Origin of the sequence: Rahnella woolbedingensis (assembly GCF_003602095.1) — a bacterium.
Taxonomy (GTDB): Bacteria; Pseudomonadota; Gammaproteobacteria; order Enterobacterales; family Enterobacteriaceae; genus Rahnella; species Rahnella woolbedingensis.
This window is the reverse complement of the sequence record NZ_RAHH01000005.1, coordinates 128,336-146,818: the sequence shown is the minus strand read 5'-3', so window position 1 is coordinate 146,818 and position 18,483 is coordinate 128,336. Positions and strand designations below refer to the sequence as shown.

12 protein-coding genes and 1 pseudogene are annotated in these 18,483 nt (G+C 51.0%); 8 read left to right on the top strand and 5 right to left on the bottom strand.

Annotated features, from left to right (window positions below; genetic code table 11):
- The first annotated feature begins 136 nt into the window (after window positions 1-136).
- The 3 genes from D6C13_RS05350 to D6C13_RS05340 all read left to right on the top strand — a co-directional run bounded on the left by D6C13_RS05350 (window position 137) and on the right by D6C13_RS05340 (window position 3,579).
- The gene (locus D6C13_RS05350; RefSeq protein ID WP_120131786.1) at window positions 137-1,624 is read left to right on the top strand and encodes a UbiD family decarboxylase; all 1,488 of its coding nucleotides are present in this window, start codon (window positions 137-139) and stop codon (window positions 1,622-1,624) included.
- 269 nt (window positions 1,625-1,893) lie between these two features.
- Window positions 1,894-2,151, top strand: a complete 258-nt coding sequence (gene bhsA, locus D6C13_RS05345) for a multiple stress resistance protein BhsA (RefSeq protein WP_120131785.1) — start codon at window positions 1,894-1,896, stop codon at window positions 2,149-2,151.
- Between the two features lie 270 nt (window positions 2,152-2,421).
- Window positions 2,422-3,579: a M20 aminoacylase family protein gene (locus tag D6C13_RS05340; protein WP_120131784.1), complete on the top strand. Its 1,158-nt coding sequence runs from the start codon at window positions 2,422-2,424 to the stop codon at window positions 3,577-3,579.
- 118 nt (window positions 3,580-3,697) lie between these two features.
- Here D6C13_RS05340 and D6C13_RS05335 read toward each other — a convergent pair whose 3' ends face one another.
- Together D6C13_RS05335 and D6C13_RS05330 are read right to left on the bottom strand one after the other, a co-directional pair.
- On the bottom strand, window positions 3,698-4,480 hold the full coding sequence (locus tag D6C13_RS05335) for a CatB-related O-acetyltransferase (RefSeq protein ID WP_120131783.1): 783 nt from the start codon (window positions 4,478-4,480) through the stop codon (window positions 3,698-3,700).
- A gap of 183 nt (window positions 4,481-4,663) precedes the next feature.
- The gene (locus D6C13_RS05330; RefSeq protein ID WP_120131782.1) at window positions 4,664-6,451 is read right to left on the bottom strand and encodes a methyl-accepting chemotaxis protein; all 1,788 of its coding nucleotides are present in this window, start codon (window positions 6,449-6,451) and stop codon (window positions 4,664-4,666) included.
- A 295-nt stretch (window positions 6,452-6,746) separates the two neighbouring features.
- Here D6C13_RS05330 and D6C13_RS05325 point away from each other — a divergent pair, with 295 nt between their 5' ends.
- The 3 genes and pseudogenes from D6C13_RS05325 (at window position 6,747) to D6C13_RS05315 (ending at window position 13,080) form a co-directional block, all read left to right on the top strand.
- Window positions 6,747-9,095 (top strand): type I restriction-modification system subunit M, encoded by a 2,349-nt coding sequence (locus D6C13_RS05325; protein ID WP_120131781.1) that lies wholly within the window; start codon window positions 6,747-6,749, stop codon window positions 9,093-9,095.
- Window positions 9,092-9,766 (top strand): annotated as a pseudogene (locus tag D6C13_RS05320) (restriction endonuclease subunit S); the annotation flags it as partial. The gene D6C13_RS05325 and the pseudogene D6C13_RS05320, both read left to right, overlap by 4 nt.
- A 65-nt stretch (window positions 9,767-9,831) precedes the next feature.
- On the top strand, window positions 9,832-13,080 hold the full coding sequence (locus D6C13_RS05315; protein WP_120131779.1) for a type I restriction endonuclease subunit R: 3,249 nt from the start codon (window positions 9,832-9,834) through the stop codon (window positions 13,078-13,080).
- 45 nt (window positions 13,081-13,125) lie between these two features.
- Here the strand turns inward: D6C13_RS05315 and D6C13_RS05310 are convergent, their stop codons facing one another.
- The 3 genes from D6C13_RS05310 to D6C13_RS05300 all read right to left on the bottom strand — a co-directional run bounded on the left by D6C13_RS05310 (window position 13,126) and on the right by D6C13_RS05300 (window position 16,502).
- Window positions 13,126-14,979 (bottom strand): 3'-5' exonuclease, encoded by a 1,854-nt coding sequence (locus D6C13_RS05310; RefSeq protein ID WP_120131778.1) that lies wholly within the window; start codon window positions 14,977-14,979, stop codon window positions 13,126-13,128.
- A gap of 276 nt (window positions 14,980-15,255) precedes the next feature.
- The gene (locus D6C13_RS05305) at window positions 15,256-15,552 is read right to left on the bottom strand and encodes an Rdx family protein (RefSeq protein ID WP_120131777.1); all 297 of its coding nucleotides are present in this window, start codon (window positions 15,550-15,552) and stop codon (window positions 15,256-15,258) included.
- 47 nt (window positions 15,553-15,599) lie between these two features.
- Window positions 15,600-16,502 (bottom strand): LysR family transcriptional regulator, encoded by a 903-nt coding sequence (locus D6C13_RS05300; protein ID WP_120131867.1) that lies wholly within the window; start codon window positions 16,500-16,502, stop codon window positions 15,600-15,602.
- A gap of 122 nt (window positions 16,503-16,624) precedes the next feature.
- On the opposite strand from D6C13_RS05300, the gene D6C13_RS05295 reads away from it, so the two are divergent.
- Together D6C13_RS05295 and D6C13_RS05290 are read left to right on the top strand one after the other, a co-directional pair.
- Window positions 16,625-17,722, top strand: a complete 1,098-nt coding sequence (locus D6C13_RS05295; protein ID WP_120131776.1) for an NADH:flavin oxidoreductase/NADH oxidase — start codon at window positions 16,625-16,627, stop codon at window positions 17,720-17,722.
- Between the two features lie 190 nt (window positions 17,723-17,912).
- The gene (locus D6C13_RS05290) at window positions 17,913-18,425 is read left to right on the top strand and encodes an SRPBCC family protein (protein WP_120131775.1); all 513 of its coding nucleotides are present in this window, start codon (window positions 17,913-17,915) and stop codon (window positions 18,423-18,425) included.
- Window positions 18,426-18,483: the final 58 nt, after the last annotated feature.

Here is an 18,483-nt window from a genome sequence, read left to right as displayed (position 1 = left end):
TTCCTCATAATAATCCCTTATCAAAGAGCCGTGTATTGTTATTGGACTCTTATCACCGATCCTTTGCACACTGGCGGGAAGCAGCAGTACTAATTTTCCGGCTGCATTACCGGTTACATGAATTAAGGAGCCTGAGATGTCTGAAAAACAAACCAAAGTGACTGATCTTCGTTCCGCACTGGAGGTGTTAAGCCAGTACGACGACGAACTTATCTACACCGATGAACCTGTTGATCCCATTGCAGAGTTATCCGGTGTATATCGCTACGTAGGGGCCAATGGCACCGTGAAACGTCCGACCCAAACCGGTCCGGCGATGATCTTTAATAAGGTCAAAGGGTATGACGATATGCGGGTGTTGATTGGCCTGCTGTCTTCGCGTAAACGTGTGGCGCGCCTGTTTGGCACCACGCCGGAAAATCTGGCGTTTATGCTGAAAGATTCGGTGTCGAATCCTGTTCCGCCGGTCGTTATCCCGCGTGAAAAAGCGGTCTGTCAGGAAGTGGTTCATCTGGCAACCGACCCGGATTTCGACATTCTGAAAATCCTGCCAGCGCCAACCAATACGCCGGATGACGCAGGCCCGTATTTCACACTGGGTATGTGTTATGCCGCAGATCCTGAAACCGGCGAGCATGACGTCACCATTCACCGCCTGTGCGTGCAGAGCAAAGACGAAATCTCTATGTACTTTGTGCCTGTCCGCCACCTCGACGTATTCCGCCAGAAAGCCGAGGCCGCAGGTAAAGCGCTGCCTATCACCATCAGCATCGGCGTTGATCCGGCGATTGAAATCGGGGCGTGCTTCGAGCCGCCAACCACGCCTCTGGGCTTTGACGAACTGTCTGTCGCAGGCAGTTTGCGTAATCAGGCCGTCGAACTGGTGGATGCTCTGACTGTTAACGCGCGTGGTATCGCCAACGCCGAAGTGGTTATCGAAGGTGAACTGGTGCCGAACTATCGCGTTCGCGAAGATCAGAATACCAACACCGGCAAAGCGATGCCTGAATTCCCGGGTTACACCGGTGCCGCGCAGGCCGAAGTGCCGGTGATTAAAGTGAAAGCCATCACGCACCGCCGCCATCCTATTTTGCAAACCTGTATCGGGCCAAGCGACGAACATACCAATATGGCCGGTATCCCGACCGAAGCCAGTATTTTGCAGATGGTAGAACGCGCGCTGCCGGGCTTTGTGCAGAACGTTCACTGCCCGTCTCCGGGTACTGGTAAATACCTGGCGGTTGTGCAGGTGAAAAAACGTTTTGCAGCGGATGAAGGTCGCCAGCGCCAGGCCGCATTACTGGCATTCGCCGCTTTCTCCGAGCTGAAACACGTGATGCTGGTGGATGAAGATGTCGATGTCTTCGACCTCAACGACGTGATCTGGGCAATGACCACCCGTTATCAGGGCGACGTCAGCACCGTTTTTATTCCCGGCGTACGCTGCCATCCGCTGGATCCATCATCAGATCCGGCCTTCAGCCCGTCGGTGCGCGACCACGGTATTGCTTGCAAAACCATTTTCGACTGCACAGTACCTTACAACCTGAAAGCGAATTTCCAGCGCAGCGAGTTCCTTGAAGTGGATGTGAACCGCTTTATACCGGGCTTTAACAAAAAATAAGAAGACATCACTTCAGGGTCTGCATTGAAGGCATCCCTAAAACCCCGCGTGATTGTCGGGGTTTCCCCTTTCCAGCTTTACACCTTATCTCTGCCATTTCCTTGCGAACGCACAATTAGTTAACGTTCGTTAAATAAAGTGCTTGCACAACATATCACCGACGCTTAATATTTACTTATCGAACGTTAATGAATAAATAACGTTGACCTGAAACTGAGGTTCCTGAAGAAGGCACCCCGAACAAAAATTAACGAACAGGAAATAACATCATGAAAACTATCGCTATGACATTCGCCGCTATCGCACTGGCAACCGCATCATTCACCACTCTGGCAGCCACTGAAGTTCAGTCCGCTCCGGCAGGTCAGCAATCACTCGGTGTGGTCGGCGCATCAAGCACCGGTTCAATTTCCGGTCTGCAATCAGAACTGAATGCAAAAGCCACCCAGGCGGGCGCAAGTTCATATCGTATTATCGGTGCATCCGGTAATAACCAGCTTTACGGTACAGCAGAAATGTACAAATAAGCTGAGCAGTCATTAGCAGTATGCAGAAGAGGCGGCGTTTGCCGCCTTTTTCGTGTCCGTAACTTAAGGGCGCAGATCGAAATGTCCTGAAAATAAACCCTGATATACAAAGCAGAAACAGAGAGCCATTTTAGGAACACGGGAGTAGATCCCCCACCGTAATTTCATCGAGCCCGTTTAACTGTTCACGACGGGATGTGATACTTTTAACCCAATACGTGCCGGTGAGCGCATCGCACAGCTTCGGATTTTGAACAGCACAGAGGGTTTATGGCGGTCATTTCCCAACACATTATTGAGCAGGCAAAACAATGGCGCAGGGACTTCCACATGCGCCCGGAACTGGGTCTGAATGAACATGGCACCGCAAAAATAATCAGTGAGCTGTTACTGTCATTTGGCCTCGAAGTCCACACCGGAATCGCGGAAACCGGCGTTATCGCAACATTGCGAAACGGCGAGGGGCCGTCCATTGGTTTACGCGCAGATATCGATGCGCTGCCCATCCATGAACTGAATGATTTCGCTCACCAGTCGCAGAATCCGGGGCTGATGCACGCCTGCGGTCATGACGGCCATACGTCGATTTTGCTGGGACTGGCAAAACATCTGAGTGAGAACCGCCATTTTCGCGGAACTGTGCATTTCATCTTTCAGCCTGCCGAAGAGAACTTTGGTGGCGGCGAAATGATGGTGAAAGAAGGGCTGTTTGAACGCTTCCCGATGCAGGCGGTTTACGCGCTGCACAACTGGCCGGGCTTGCCGGTCGGCGAGGTGGCGGTCAGTCAGGGGCCGATGATGGCCTCGCAGGATAATTTCTTTATCACGCTGACCGGTAAGGGCTGCCACGCGGCGATGCCGGAACTTGGCGCAGATCCGGTGGTGGCGGGCGCGCAACTTATCCTGTCGCTGCAAAGCCTGATTTCACGCCGCCTGTCGCCGCTGGAACAAACGGTGATCAGCCTGACGCAGCTTCAGGCCGGTGAAGCCATCAACGTGATCCCGGAAACGCTGCAAATGTCGGGCACGCTGCGTTGCCTGAGCAGTAAAACCCGTGAAACCTGCTGGCAGCTGATTGAGGAATACGTCAATGCGGTGCCTCAGCCGTTTGGTGTGAAAGGGGAAGTGCGCTGGGAATATGGCTATCCGGTGACGCAAAATCACGCTGCGCAGGCGAATATTGTGCGCGACGCAGCTGAAAATACGCCTGGCATTCAGAAAGTGCATTTCAATAATGCGCCGTCAATGGCCGCAGAAGATTTTGCCTATTTACTCGAGGCCTGTCCGGGGGCGTATTTCTGGTTAGGTGCGGATGGCGCAACGCCGTCGGCCTCTTTGCACAGCCCGCGATATGACTTTAATGACGACATCATTCCGCTGGGTATCGGCGTGCTGACTACGCTGGTTGAGCGGGAACTGAAAGCCTAGCGCCCGCAGGCGCATGAAAAAGGCCGGACAGACTGTCGGCAATTTTCGCGGCGAGAACGGGAAAGTGATGAACCGCCGGCCACACCTCTGAGGAGTGGCTGGCAGCGTGTGGATGTTGTTATATTTTCGCCAACTCTTGCGCGATATTAACCACTTTATATTGATATTTTCTTATTTCGCCACGGGCTATTTTTTCTTCCATCTGCTGGAGGAAATAAAGGATGTCATGCGATTGGGTGACATCGGGTAGATCGGTAATTTTATAATCCCACCATTCAATCGCCTGCAGGCGATCGATGATCTCCGGTGCAAAGCGGTATTTAATGATCTTAGCCGGAATGCCGCCGACGATGGCGTAAGGCGGCACATCACTGGTGACCACCGCATTGGCCGCAATAACAGCTCCATTACCGATGGTGATACCGCCTTTTAATACGGCGTGTTCTCCCACCCAGACATCATGACCTAATACCGTCTCCGCCGGAATATAGTCGAACCCGGCAATGTTGAGCGTTTCTCCGAATTGCTCCTGTGCCACTTTCGGGAAAAAATCATGATAGGTCAGCGGGCTGGTCGTAAACCGGTGGATGGGGTGTTGCGGCCCCATAATCCGCACCCCTGCGGCCAGGCTGCAAAATCTGCCGGTTTTGAGGTTATTGGGTAATTTACTGCACGCATAAGAATACGCGCCCATCGAACAGAAACTTTTCCGCGGCATCGAGGCATATTCTTCGATCCAAACATCCGTGGTGAATTTTATTCTCTCCCCTTTTTTAAAAAGGAATATATTTCTCTTTTTGTATATTCCTTTCACTATTTCCGGGAATTTAAGATGGATCTTATGGTGTACACAATAATCCTCATGTTTTTGAGTCCATCGAAACTCAACGGGATACTTCATTCATTGTTCCTCAAAGATGACACGCTGTTTTTATATATTCTTGTCGAAATCCTAGCATAAAAAAGACACTGCGAAAAATCTGAGGTCGGCGGAAATTGCAGGAAGAGTCGCAGAAGTAAAACAAAAAACGCCCGGAGGATAAAGTCCGGGCGCTACGGTGAATATCTTAGTCAGGCGGCGTGATTACACCCGGAAATGCCCTACGGCGAGCGCCAGACCCGTTGCCTGTTCCTGCAATGCCGACGCGGCACCGGTGGACTGCTGAACCATGGCGGCGTTCTGCTGCACCATGCCGTCGAGCTGGGTGATTGCCCGGTTGATCTCGTGGATACTCTGCATCTGCTCTTCAGAGGCGTGGGTGATCTCGAGCATCACATGGCTGACGTTTGACACGTTGCTGACGATTTCACTCATGCTGTCACTGGCCAGCCGCACCTGCGCCGAGCCGGATGCCACGCTGCTGACGGTGGATTCGATCAGCACTTTGATCTCCTTCGCCGCCTGGGCGCTGCGCTGCGCCAGACTGCGTACCTCGCTGGCGACTACCGCAAAACCGCGCCCTTGTTCTCCGGCACGCGCGGCCTCGACCGCCGCGTTCAGCGCCAGAATGTTGGTCTGGAACGCGATGCCGTCGATAACGCCGGTGATATCCCCGATTTTCGAAGAAGCCGTTTCGATGCTTTCCATCGTGGTGATGACTTTGGTCACCACTTCGTCACCGCGTATGGCCGCTTCGGATGCCGATCGCGCCGTGTTGGACGCCTGTTTGGCCGAACTTGCCGACTGAGAAACCGTCGCTGTGATTTGTTCCAGCGACGCCGCCGTTTGTTGCAGGCTGGCCGCTGCGGATTCGGTACGGCCCGACAAATCATTATTGCCAGCGGCAATTTCATCAGCGGCAATTTTGACTGATTCGCTGGTGGTACGGATCTCCGACATCACTTTGCTGAGCTTATCGACGAAGGTGTTGAAGGCATGCGCGATTTGCGTCACTTCATCGTGCCCGTCAGTCGGCAGGCGCTGTGTGAGGTCATCTTCACCGGAACTGATCGCGTTAAGTGTATCGCGCACCACCGACAGACGGCGGAAGGATTTGCTGATCATCAGCCCGATGACCACTGCTGAAATCAGTACGATGACAATCAGCGTAATTACCGATGAGGTCAGCAGGGATCGCATGCCCGCCGTGGATTCTTTCTTGTCCTGCGCCACCAGCGTAAACCACTCGGTGCCCGCCACCGGCATGGCGCGAACGCGCTTTACCGTGCCATTAAGCTCAATATCCAGCGGTGAATTCGCCGCAAATAGCGCCGGTAAATCGACACCTTGTGCCAGCGCAGAAAAGGGTTTCAGCGCCAGACTGGCATCAGGATGCGCAATGATAATACCGGATTTATCCACCAGCATGCCGAAACTGCCGGGCGTCGGATGAATGGTATTGACATTATTCACCACGCTGTCCATCGACACGTCACCGGCCACAATCGCTTTCAGGGTGCCAGATTCCATAACCGGGACGGCGAAAGTGACCACCAGCTTACCGGTGCCTGCATCGATATACGGCGGCGTGGCAACCGGATGTCCGGCTTGTGCTGCCTGCGTGTACCACGGGCGACCGGTCGGATCGTAATCCGCAGGCACACCGGTCGGATCGGAGAACTTCGCGGTTTTGTTGGCATAACCGACATAGACGTTAGTAAATCCGCCTGCGCTGGCAATCTGTTTGAGCACCGGGATCGGATCTTCCGACATGGCGACTTGTTGCAGTGAAACGATCATCCCTGTTTTAGAACTCACCCAGTCGCTTATCCCTTGCGTGTGGCTGGAGGTCAGGGCGTTCAGCGTACTGTCGGTCGCCTGACCGTTATATTTGTTAGCAACGGTGTAACTGAGGAACGTATTGATAACCAGCGAGCACGCTACGATGGCGATACAGGCTGTGATAATGCGTGAGCGGATAGTCTTTAACATGGGCGTTTCCCTGGAAGGAATCTTAAGTTTTATGTATCGGCAGGAAAGGAAAAAACTTGAAGTGAGTCACAAAATAAACAGTATTGAGAGGGGCGAAGACGGCAGCGGTTTGCACGGGAAGGAAAGGTGTTATAGATAAATAACATGAATATCGCTTACGTTATTTATTATTAATTATTGTAAATTGGTGCTAATACAGATCAATTGTCTTTAATATGATCTGTGTTGGGTTTTTTATCTTCAGTATCGCTAATGTATTTCGCTTACCTTTCCGAAAAATAGAAACGGACTTTCCATGTCAAGAATGGACTTTTCTCAAACTGCTGCCTTTATCTGGTCAGTGGCTGATCTGCTTCGTGGTGATTTCAAGCAGTCACAGTACGGCCGTATCATCCTTCCCTTCGCCTTACTGCGCCGTCTGGAATGCGTGCTGGAAAACAGCAAAGACGCCGTCGTGATGGAGGCGCAAAAAGTTCAGGCGATGTACCTGCCGGAAGAAGCGCAGGAAAAGCTGATTTTGCGCGCCACCGGCGGACTGGCTTTCTTCAATACTTCGCCGATGAATCTCAGAAATCTCGGGCAAAAAGATATCCGGGATAATCTGGAGAACTACATTCAGAGCTTCTCTACCGATGCCCGCGAGATTTTCGAACACTTCAAATTCAGCGAATTTATCAGTCAGCTCGGCGAAGCCAATCTGTTGTTTAAAGTAGTGCAAAAAGTCGCAGCAACCGATCTCAGCCCGGCGGCGGTATCCAACCACGATATGGGGCTGGTGTTTGAAGAACTGATCCGCCGGTTTGCGGAAGGCTCTAATGAAACAGCGGGCGAGCACTTTACCCCGCGCGACATTGTGCGCCTGACCACCGCGCTGGTCTTTATGAAAGACGATGAAGCGCTGACCCGCGACGGGATCATCCGCACCATTTATGACCCGACGGCGGGCACCGGCGGCTTTTTATCGGCGGGGATGGAATACCTGCATGAGCTGAATCCGAAAGCCGTGATGCGTGCGTTCGGGCAGGAACTGAACCCGGAATCCTACGCCATCTGCAAGGCCGATATGCTGATTAAAGGGCAGGATGTCAGCCTGATTAAACTCGGAAATACGCTTTCTAACGACCAGCTTCCTGCCGACAAATTTGACTATATGCTCTCCAATCCGCCGTTTGGTGTGGACTGGAAGAAAATTGAAACCGAGATCAGCGACGAGCATACCCTCAAAGGTTTTGATGGCCGTTTCGGTGCCGGATTGCCGCGTGTATCTGACGGTTCACTGCTGTTCCTGTTGCATCTGATCAGCAAAATGCGTGACAGCGGAAAAGACGGCGGCGGACGCATCGGCATTATTCTCAACGGTTCACCCCTGTTTACCGGCGGGGCGGGCAGCGGTGAAAGCGAGATCCGCCGGTATATTCTCGAAGCCGATCTGCTCGAAGGCATCGTCGCGCTGCCGACCGACATGTTTTACAACACCGGCATTTCGACCTATGTGTGGATCCTGTCGAATAACAAAGATAGTGCGCGCAAAGGCAAAGTACAGCTGCTCGACGGCTCAAACTTGTGCGGCAAAATGCGCAAATCCCTGGGGGCGAAACGCAATCTGATGGGCGAGGAGGATATCAAACTCATCACCCGCACCTTCGGGGATTTCGCGGTCATTAACCCGACGCCATTACATGAACTGGGGTTAGAAAAAGCGCCGGAGCAGAAATCCAGCCGTGGCCGTCAGTCTGCCAGCAGTAAAAAAGACGCGCCGAAAACGTTCGCCAGCAAAATCTTTAACAGCACCGATTTCGGCTACCGTCGCCTGACCATCGAACGCCCGCTGCGCCTTTCTGCTCAAATCACCGATGAAGCCGTCGCTACTTTACGATTCGCGCCGAAACCGTTTAACGCGCCGATGGAGCGCCTGTATCAGGATTTCGCCGCGCCGTGGAATACGCAAACTTACGGCGATTTCTCTGATGTGGAAACCGAAGCCCGCGCCATTATCAAAGCCGATTTCCCCGAACTGAAAGAGAAGCAGATCAAAGATCTGCTCGACTCCAAACTGTGGCTGGCGCAACGCACGCTGATGGAAAAGGCCCGCCTGATCCAGACCGCGTTTGGTGCTACTGACGGCGGTAAACACAGCGTCAGCAACGACTTTAATCAGTTTGAAAACTCACTGAAAACAGCGCTCAGCATCGCCGGTGTGAAGTTCGATACCAAAGAGAAAAAGCAGTTCATCGATGCCGTCACCACCAAAAATCCTTCTGCAGAACCAGTGGTGAAAAAAATTCTGAAAGAAAGCGAACAGCCGCTGTATGGCGCGTTCCGCTACAAAGGCAAAGTGGTGGAATTCGAGCCGGACGGTGATTTACGCGACAACGAAAACGTCCCGCTCAATCCTGACGTCGTCACCATCCAGCTTATCGAGAGTTATTTCGAACGCGAGGTAAAACCGCACGTCAGTGACGCCTGGATCAACGCCGATAAACGCGATGCCAAAGACAATGAGATCGGCGTCGTCGGTTACGAGATCCCGTTTAACCGCCACTTCTATGTTTATCAGCCGCCGCGAGACCTGAAAGAGATCGACGCCGACCTCGATGCGATCAGTGCCGAAATTATGACGCTGCTGCAGGAGGTGCACTCATGAGCGGGCGGTATAAGGCGTATGGGGAATATAAGGATTCCGGGGTTGAGTGGCTGGGGGTGATTCCTAAATGTTGGCGCATTAATAAGATGCGGTATATGTTTTCATTTGGGAAAGGATTGACAATTACAAAAGAGAATTTAATGGATGAAGGAGTTCCTTGTGTTAATTATGGCGAGGTGCATTCAAAATTTGGTTTCGAAGTCAATCCTGAAAAACATCTTCTTAAATGCGTAAATATACAATATTTAATAAATTCGCCGAATTCATTGCTGAATAAAGGTGATTTGGTTTTCGCTGACACATCCGAAGATATTGAAGGTTCAGGAAATTTCACTCAACTTGTAAGTGATGACGTTTTATTTGCTGGTTACCATACTATTATTGCTCGTCCTCATGAAAGTAAAAATAGCCGGTTCTATGCTTATCTTTTCGATTGTTCACAGTTCAGAAGTCAAATCAAGTATTCTGTAAAGGGGGTGAAAGTTTTCAGTATTACACAGGCAATACTACGCTCTGTTTATATGTGGATACCCTCCTCGGAAGAACAAACCCAAATCGCCGCCTTCCTCGATCACGAAACCGCCAAAATCGATACCCTGATCGAACTCCAGCAGCAACAGATCGAACTCCTCAAAGAACGCCGCACCGCCCTGATTTCCGCCGCTGTCACCGGCAAAATCGACGTCCGCGACTGGCAGGTTCCTGTCACGCAAACTGAATCCGACGAGGTGATGGCATGATGTCGGATCCTACTAAAGAGCGAAATTTTCAGGATGAAATGGTATCGCAACTCTGCGCGAACGGCTGGATCACCGGTAAACCGGACGGCTACGACCGTGCGCGGGCGCTGTATCTTCGGGACGTTCTGACTTTTGTGCAAACCACGCAGCCGAATGAGTGGGAGAAGCTGGCGCGGGTGCATCCGTATGACACTGAGCGTCATTTCCTTGATGCGCTGCTGGCGCAGTTGAACAAAGCGGACACCAACGCCACGGACAAACTTTCACGCACCTACGGCACGCTTGGCGTATTGCGCCACGGGCTGAAAATCCGCAATGCCAGTTTCATGTTGTGTCAGTTCAAACCGGAGCACGGCCTGAATCCGGATACGCTGGCGCGCTTCCGGCAGAACATCTGCCGCGTGGTGCCCGAACTGGTTTACAGCCCGTATGCCAGCGCGGAACATTTTGCGGCAACCGGCAGTAAAGCCAAAAGCTGGCGTATCGATCTGGTGTTGTTCGTCAACGGCCTGCCGGTCGCCACGCTGGAGCTGAAATCCGAGTTTAAGCAGACGGTGCAGAGCGCCATCCGTCAGTATAAAGAAACCCGTGTGCCGAAAGATCCGGCAACCAAAAAGCCGGAGCCGCTGCTGACATTTAAACGCGGTGCGCTGGTGCATTTTGCCGTCAGCCAGTACGACGTCTTCATGACCACCCGGCTGGCGGGCAATCAGACGTTTTTCCTGCCGTTCAACAAAGGTACACCGGAAGGCAGAAAGGGCAATCCGACGCCTGTCGATCAGACCCGTTATGCGACGGATTATCTGTGGAATGAAGTGTTACTGCCCGATAATCTGCTGACGATTTTAGGTAGTTATGTGCATCTGCAAATCGAAGAGAAAGAAGACTGGAAGGGGCTGAAATACAAAAAAGAAGCGCTGATATTTCCGCGATATCATCAGTGGGATGTGGTGAATAAACTGGTGTGCGCGGCAGTAGAAGAGGGCTGCGGGAATAAATATCTGATCCAGCACAGCGCCGGTTCCGGCAAATCCAACTCGATTGCCTGGGTGGCGCATCAGCTTTCGACGCTGTATACCGCAGACGGCGCAAAGCAGTTTCACTCGGTGATTGTGGTTACCGACCGCACGGTGCTTGATGACCAGCTGCAGGACACCATCTACCAGTTTGAACATGCCGAAGGCGTGGTCGGGCGCATCAATAATAAAACCGGCGAAGGCTCAAAAGCTGAGAAGCTCGCCGCCGCGCTGGAAAACTCGCAGCCCATCATTATCGTCACCATCCAGACGTTTCCATTTGTTCTGAAAGCGATTGAAAACAGCCTGAGTCTTAAACAGCGCCAGTACGCGATTATTGTCGATGAGGCACATTCTTCGCAGAGCGGTTCAACGGCGCGACAGTTGAAAGAAGCGCTGATGCTGGAAGATACCGGCGATGATGCTGAGCTGACTTGCGAAGACATCATGGACGCCACCATGGCCGCAAGGCGCGGCAGCACCAATCTTAACTATTACGCGTTTACCGCCACGCCGAAAGCCAAAACGCTGGAACTGTTTGGCCGTCTTCCCAATCCCGGTGAACCGGCTTCTAAAACCAACCGGCCACAGGCGTTTCATGTTTATTCCATGCGGCAGGCCATCGAAGAGGGTTTTATTCTCGACGTGCTAAAAAATTACGTTACCTATCAGGTGGCTTATAAACTGGCGCAAAAACAGGCGGATGTGGATAAAGAAGTCGACAGTAAAAAGGCCAAAACCCGGCTGAATCAGTGGGTGCGACTGCACGATTACAATATCTCGCAAAAGGTAAAAGTGATTGTCGAGCACTACAAAAATCACGTCATGAACTTGCTCGGCGGCCAGGCCAAAGCCATGGTCGTCACGTCTTCGCGTAAGGAAGCGGTGCGTTACAAACTGGCGTTCGATAAATACATTGTTGAAAATAATTACCAGAAAATTAGCGCAATGGTGGCGTTTTCCGGGGAAGTGGAATTCACGGAAAGTGACCCGAACAGCGCCGCGCAGCTTGGGCAGAAATTCACGGAAACCAATATGAATCCCGGCCTGAAAGGGCGCGATATGAGAAAGGCTTTCGACAGCGACGATTATCAGGTGATGCTGGTAGCGAACAAATTTCAGACCGGTTTTGATCAGCCAAAACTCTGCGCCATGTATGTTGATAAACCACTCGGCGGCGTCGAGTGCGTGCAGACCCTTTCACGCCTGAATCGCATCTATCCGGGCAAAGCTGAATCCGGCACCTTTATCCTCGATTTCTATAACCTACCGGACGACATTCTCGCTGCCTTTCAGCCGTATTATCAGACCGCCGAACTGACGGATGTGTCCGATCCGGCGCTGGTGTTCGAGTTATTTGAAAAGCTGCGTACCAGCGGGATTTTTCAATGGAACGAAGTCGAACAGTTCTGCACGGCATTTTTTAGTAAAAACAAATCCAGCGCGGCACTCAGCAACATCAGCAGACCGGCTGTAGTGCGCTGGGAAAAACGCTATGCCTCGGCGATTGCCGCTTACAAGCAGGCTAAAGATATCCTTGAACGCACAAAAAAAACGCAGGATCCGGTGATTATCGCCAACGCGGAAAACACCTTTAAAGAATGCAAACAAGAAAAAGACCGGCTGGAAATTTTCAAAAAAGACCTCGGCAGCTTTGTGCGTTTTTATGAATTTATTTCGCAAATTATCGATTACGACAATAAAGATCTGGAGAAGCTCAGCCTGTTCGCGAGGCACCTGCGCCCGTTGCTGCGCGAACAAAATGTGCAGGAAGATGATGTGGATTTGCAGAACGTGGTGATGAGTCATTACCGTCTGTCGAAAATGCGCGAGCAAAGTCTGCGGCTGCAAGAAGACTCCCCTGAACACCGGCTGGAACCCGGTAATGACGTTGGTTCGGCAAAAGCCAAGGACCGGCGGGAGGATTTTCTGTCGCATGTGCTGGAGCGTTTAAACGAACTGTTTATTACCGATAACCTGACGGAAAAAGATTTGATCAGCGGCTTATACACTGTTTGCGGCAAGATTTCTGAAAACCAGACGGTTATGACGCAACTTGCGAATAATACATCTGAGCAGGTAATGCTGGGAGACTTTCCAAAAGCGGTTGATGAAGCCATCATGGGCTGTAACGCCGCCCAGCAGGAAATCATGATGCAATATCTTTCCAATCCCGCCATCGCGAAAGGCTATGCAAGAGTCATTTTAGATATGCTGAAAGCCGGTTAATGACCGGATTGCTGCGGTGAAAACCGCAGCGTCACCAGCAGATAATTATTTAATTGAAGATGTTCTTTCCAAAATCTCGCTCAGGGAATTTTTCTTGTGCCAGCTAACCAGCAAATTCTGAGTTGCCCTTGTGAAACCAACATATAACCGGCGAATAGAATTTGTAAGATCTTCTCCATCTTCAATTATATGGCTGCTGTCTATTACCGCAACTGAATTAAATTCCAGGCCCTTACTGCTAGGTAAGGGGAAAATACATATTTTTTCATCGGAGGGGTTGTAATCCTTCTTTTCCGAAGAAGTAAATAAGAACCCATGAGGGATATTCTGTTTAGAAAATACTATTTCAAGATACTTGCGGATTCTCCCCGAAGGACAGAGGACTGCAATATCCTTCCAGTTTATTCCAAGGGCGTGTTGGTTTTTAATCCATGCAATAAGGTGAAGGGTTTCTGCTGACAATGAAGAGAATGACTTTGCGACAGGATAATTCCCCTTCATACCGACCGCTTCCGGTTGCATAAAAGCCATATGTTCTTCATCATGAGAGTCAAAGTATTGTTTAGAAAAGTCATAGGAAAAATGTAAAATCTCTTTCGTATTTCTATAATTTAATTTCAGAATAGACGTTCTGCCCTGAGCCTGAATCCCTACACTGGCAAGAGAGAAGTCGAGCGCAGCTCGTTTTTTATATATTGATTGCGCATCGTCATACATGAAGAGAAGGGCATTCGTTTTTACATCAACCATTTTGGTGATAAGCGATAACCATGCTGAATCGAAATCATGCCCTTCATCGACTAATATCGCTCCGTACTGACCTGGCGGAACCCTGCCTTCCTCTGCCCCCAACATGACAGCATCAGCTTGTCTTTCCCAGATTTTTTTTTCGGGATTCATTAGGGGGAGATTATACTTATCGACCTGAATTTTGCACCAGCCATGGAAATGAGATATTTCTATTTTGTCTGATAAACCACGCTCAGCAAGCTGTTTTCTAAGTTTGGCTGCCAGTGTGACATTAAAACAAATAACCAAAATGGGCGTGGAAATTGCTGCAGCCAGATGAAGGCATCTGTATAAAAGAATTAAGGTCTTACCTGAACCCGCAACGCCGTGAATCACTCTATGCCCCTCACCCAAACTTCGTGCTAGAAGCTCCTGTTGGATATCCATAATTCTAATTATTTCAGGGGGTTCTGAATAGTATGAGTCTTGCTCGTTTACCGTTTCTTCTCCAAATAAATCAAGTTGAGCATGGTTGATCCTGATTTCAGGGAATAAATGCCAGCGTATACGATCAATTTGTGAGGGTTGTAATGGTTTTTTAAAATCATAACGGAACATCCCCCACACTCTGTCAGAAAAATCTTGTTTACTGACAGATTCAGTCATTTCGTCACTGCAGATAACTTGTTGAGGAGGGAGTATTTCTTCTTGTATTTCAAGGGGGATTGCTGAGTTTAATTGTTTTCGCGTGATATTGCTGAAAACTACCCCCCAGCTATAGGGAACACATAATTTCCCTTTATATTTTTCATTATCCTGCTGCAATTTGATGTCGCGTTCTAACTGATTAATTGCAGAATAACCGGACTGACGGACCTGTTCAAAAGGATTAGACTTTGTTTTGATGCCATCATTACCTTGAAACTTAACGCTGCATTTGTCTATTTGCAGAATATTTTGAATTGACCAATCCTTCACTTCCAGAAACAGTAAACCACGCTCCGGATTGAGAATGATAAAATCAGGATAACGCCGCAATTTCCCAACAGGAATGTCATACCAGCATAAGCAGCTATCATTGAGAGATGTTTCTACTTTTCGTGCAAAACGCTTTTCCCCTAAAGTTGATTTACCAGGGAAACTATTAATGGTTGGGATTATTTCAGCCATGATGAGCCTAGGTTTTTAGGGTTTGAACAAAATTACCACAAAAACCATTTTATTTAAAAGGTTATTCATTGCTTTCTGGGGGGCTTTTAAATAATGAATACAACTATCAACGTCAGGAATCAGATAATTCATGATAAAACCAGTATGAGCAATACTCCCTGACTCGTTAATTTCTCTGGCTGCTTTATGAAATCCTAATTAATATTTAAGCCAAGTTAATAATAACCAGAAAAATAACCTAATGCCCCTCATGCTAATGAAGGGCAGCCGTAGGGCCTATTTCCCCTCAATCTTCTTCTTATCCACATGCCCAAGCGATCTCTGTGGGAAACAGATATCACGCACGCGCTGTTTGAGCGGCGCAGCATCCGGGAAACCGCCATCGCGTTTACGCTCCCAGATAACTTCGTCATCAACTTTAATCTCGTAAATACCGCCGGTGCCGGGGACAAGCGTCACGGAGGCAAGATCGGTACTGAACGAATTCAGCAATTCCTGCGCCATCCACGCGGCGCGCAGCATCCAGTTGCATTGGGAACAATAAGTGATGGTGATGGCAGGGAGTTTTTCCACGGTTGAACCCTTTTAAAGTAGTTTTATAGTAGTTTCAGAAAGCGTAATTATTGTTCGCGACAGACATCAGCCAATTGCTGTCTCAGCCACTGATGGGCGGCAGAAAGATGTGAGCGTTCATGCCACGCGGCGACTTTGGTAAAGCCGGGAATATCCAGTGGCGGGGGCATGACTGCCAGCCCTGGTCCGTCACGCACCAGTCGTTCCGGCACGACAGCAATCAGATCCGTGGTCTGCAACACCGGCGGCAGAACCAGAAAACTGTTCACCGACAGCACCACATTGCGCTTTTTACCCAACGCCTGAAGCGCAGTATCGGTCACCCCTGCAAAATTTTCTCCGCTCAGCGACACCAGCGCGTGGTCATATTGACAAAAAGTATCCAGCGAAATCTTACCTTTATCCAGCGCCGGATGGCCTTTGCGCAGCGTACAAACGTACCGCTCATCGTATAAATGGCGGATATGCAAATCTGGCGGCGTGGTCTCCGGCGTGAGCAGTGCGAGGTCGATTTCACCGCGCTCAAGCCGCGCCTGAATCGTTGAGTCTTCAGCCCGCTGAACCGACAGATGAATGCCCGGCGCCAGCTGCCGTAACAGAGAAAAGAACGGCACGATAATCACACTGAGCGCGTAATCGGTAGCAGCGAGGGTAAACGTCATTTCGCAATCAGCGGGTACAAACTCTTCCGGCTGCAACAAGGCATCGATTTGCGCCATCACCCGTTTCACCGGTTTAGCCAGCGCCAGCGCGCGTTCGGTCGGCACGATGCCGTAACGCGCACGCACAAATAAAGGATCATCAAAGCTTTCCCGCAGACGTGTCAGCATGCTGCTCACGGCGGGCTGCGTCAGGGAAAGACGTTCTGCGGCGCGGGTCACGTTGCGCTCATCAAGCAGCGCATCAAAAGTCTTTAGCAGGTTCAGGTCGAGACTCTTCAGATTGCGCATGGGCAGGGCACCGATTGAGTTATAACGAAAGATGATACGCACTATAATATTTCTATACTTCTGCTTATAGCTCTTTGGCAGCACTCTGAGTGCTGAATGCGCCAATCCACCGAGGAAATTTTATGTCTGCATTGTTCACGCCCTTTACGCTCAAAGACATCACCCTGAAAAACCGCATTGCCGTTCCGCCGATGTGCCAGTATTCCGCCACAGATGGCGTAGCGAACGACTGGCATCAGGTGCATTACGCAACGCTGGCCCGCGGCGGCGCGAGCCTGGTGATTGTCGAAGCGACGGCGGTTTCACCGGAAGGCCGTATCACCCCGGGATGTCTTGGGATCTGGAACGATGAACAGGCCGCTGAACTGGCGAAGATCGCCAAATCCATCAAAGCCGCAGGCGCGGTGCCGGGGATCCAGATCGGCCACGCAGGCCGTAAAGCCAGCGCCAACCTGCCGTGGCAAGGGGACGATCACATCGCTGAAGGCGATCCGCGTGGCTGGGCGACCATCGCGCCATCCGCCGTCGCGTTCGGCAAACATCTGCCAAAAGTGCCGAAAGAAATGACCCAAGCCGATATCCAGCGCGTGATGGCGGATTTTGTTGCCGCCGCAAAACGCGCCCGCGATGCCGGTTTTGAATGGCTGGAACTGCATTTTGCCCACGGCTATCTTGCACAAAGTTTCTTCTCCGTGCATTCCAATACGCGCACCGACGAATACGGCGGTGATTTCGCCGGTCGCAGCCGTTTCCTGATTGAAACTTTCGACGCCGTGAATGCCGTCTGGCCGAAAAATTTGCCGATCACCGCGCGTTTTGGCGTGATTGAATACGATGGCCGCGACGAAGAAACGCTGGCGGAATCCATCGAACTGACCCGTATTCTGCGTGAAAAAGGGCTGGATATGCTCAACGTCAGCGTGGGGTTCTCCACCTGGGAGGCGCAGATCCCGTGGGGTGCCGGTTTCCTCGCGCCGGTTTCACGTCGCGTGCGTACAGAAGCCGGTTTGCCGATGGCCAGTTCATGGGGTGTGGCATCCGCGAAAATCGCCGAGCGCTGCATCAGCGAAGGAGATATGGATCTGGTGATGATCGGTCGTGCGATGCTCGCCAACCCGCATTATCCGTATGCGCTGGCGAAAGAGCTGGGTGAGGATAATCCGTCATGGGTTCTGCCTGCGCCTTATGCACACTGGCTTGAGCGTTACAGCATCAGCTGATAATCGTTTTAGTTCAGCGAATTAACCCACAGGCAGAAATATTCTTCTGCCTGTTTTTTTGTCCCGCCTCCAGATATAAAAATAATACATACCGACTATCAAAAATCATTATTTACGTAATATCTCAGCGAGCCGTATTCTTTGTGAACACCAGCCCGCGGGCTGTTCCACAGATATAAAGGAAACACAGATGAATGCGATCAACTGGCCGGAAGGCTATATCCCCGGCGAAACTGACAACTTCGCGTCTAACGAAGTGATCATCACCGGCCTGACTGTTGAAGAGCTCTGGGCGCAGCTTGATAACACAGCCGCATGGCCTGTTTATTACAGCAACGTATCTGACATTGCCTTTCACGACGGCAGCGGACCAGGCCTGAGCGACGGCGCACGTTTTCGCTTCAGCACCTTCGGTTTTCCGGTAGAAGCGCAGGTTAACGAATACGTCCCGCCGATCAAAGGTCAGCCAGCGCGCATGGCGTGGCATGGCTGGGCTGAAGGCGATGCCGACACCCGTCTCGACGTGCATCACGCATGGCTGATAGAAGAACTGTCCGGCGGCCGCGTGCGTATCCTGACGCAGGAAACCCAAAACGGAAAACCGGCGCGCGAACTGGCTGTAACGCGACCTAACCCGATGATCAACGGCCATCAGGAATGGCTGGATGGGATGATCGGGGCGGCGAGGAATGCGCGGGGGTAAATTTCAGTACGTTGCATTTTACTACGAGGCTGGCCGCAAGCCTTGCCTCTTTTCTTTT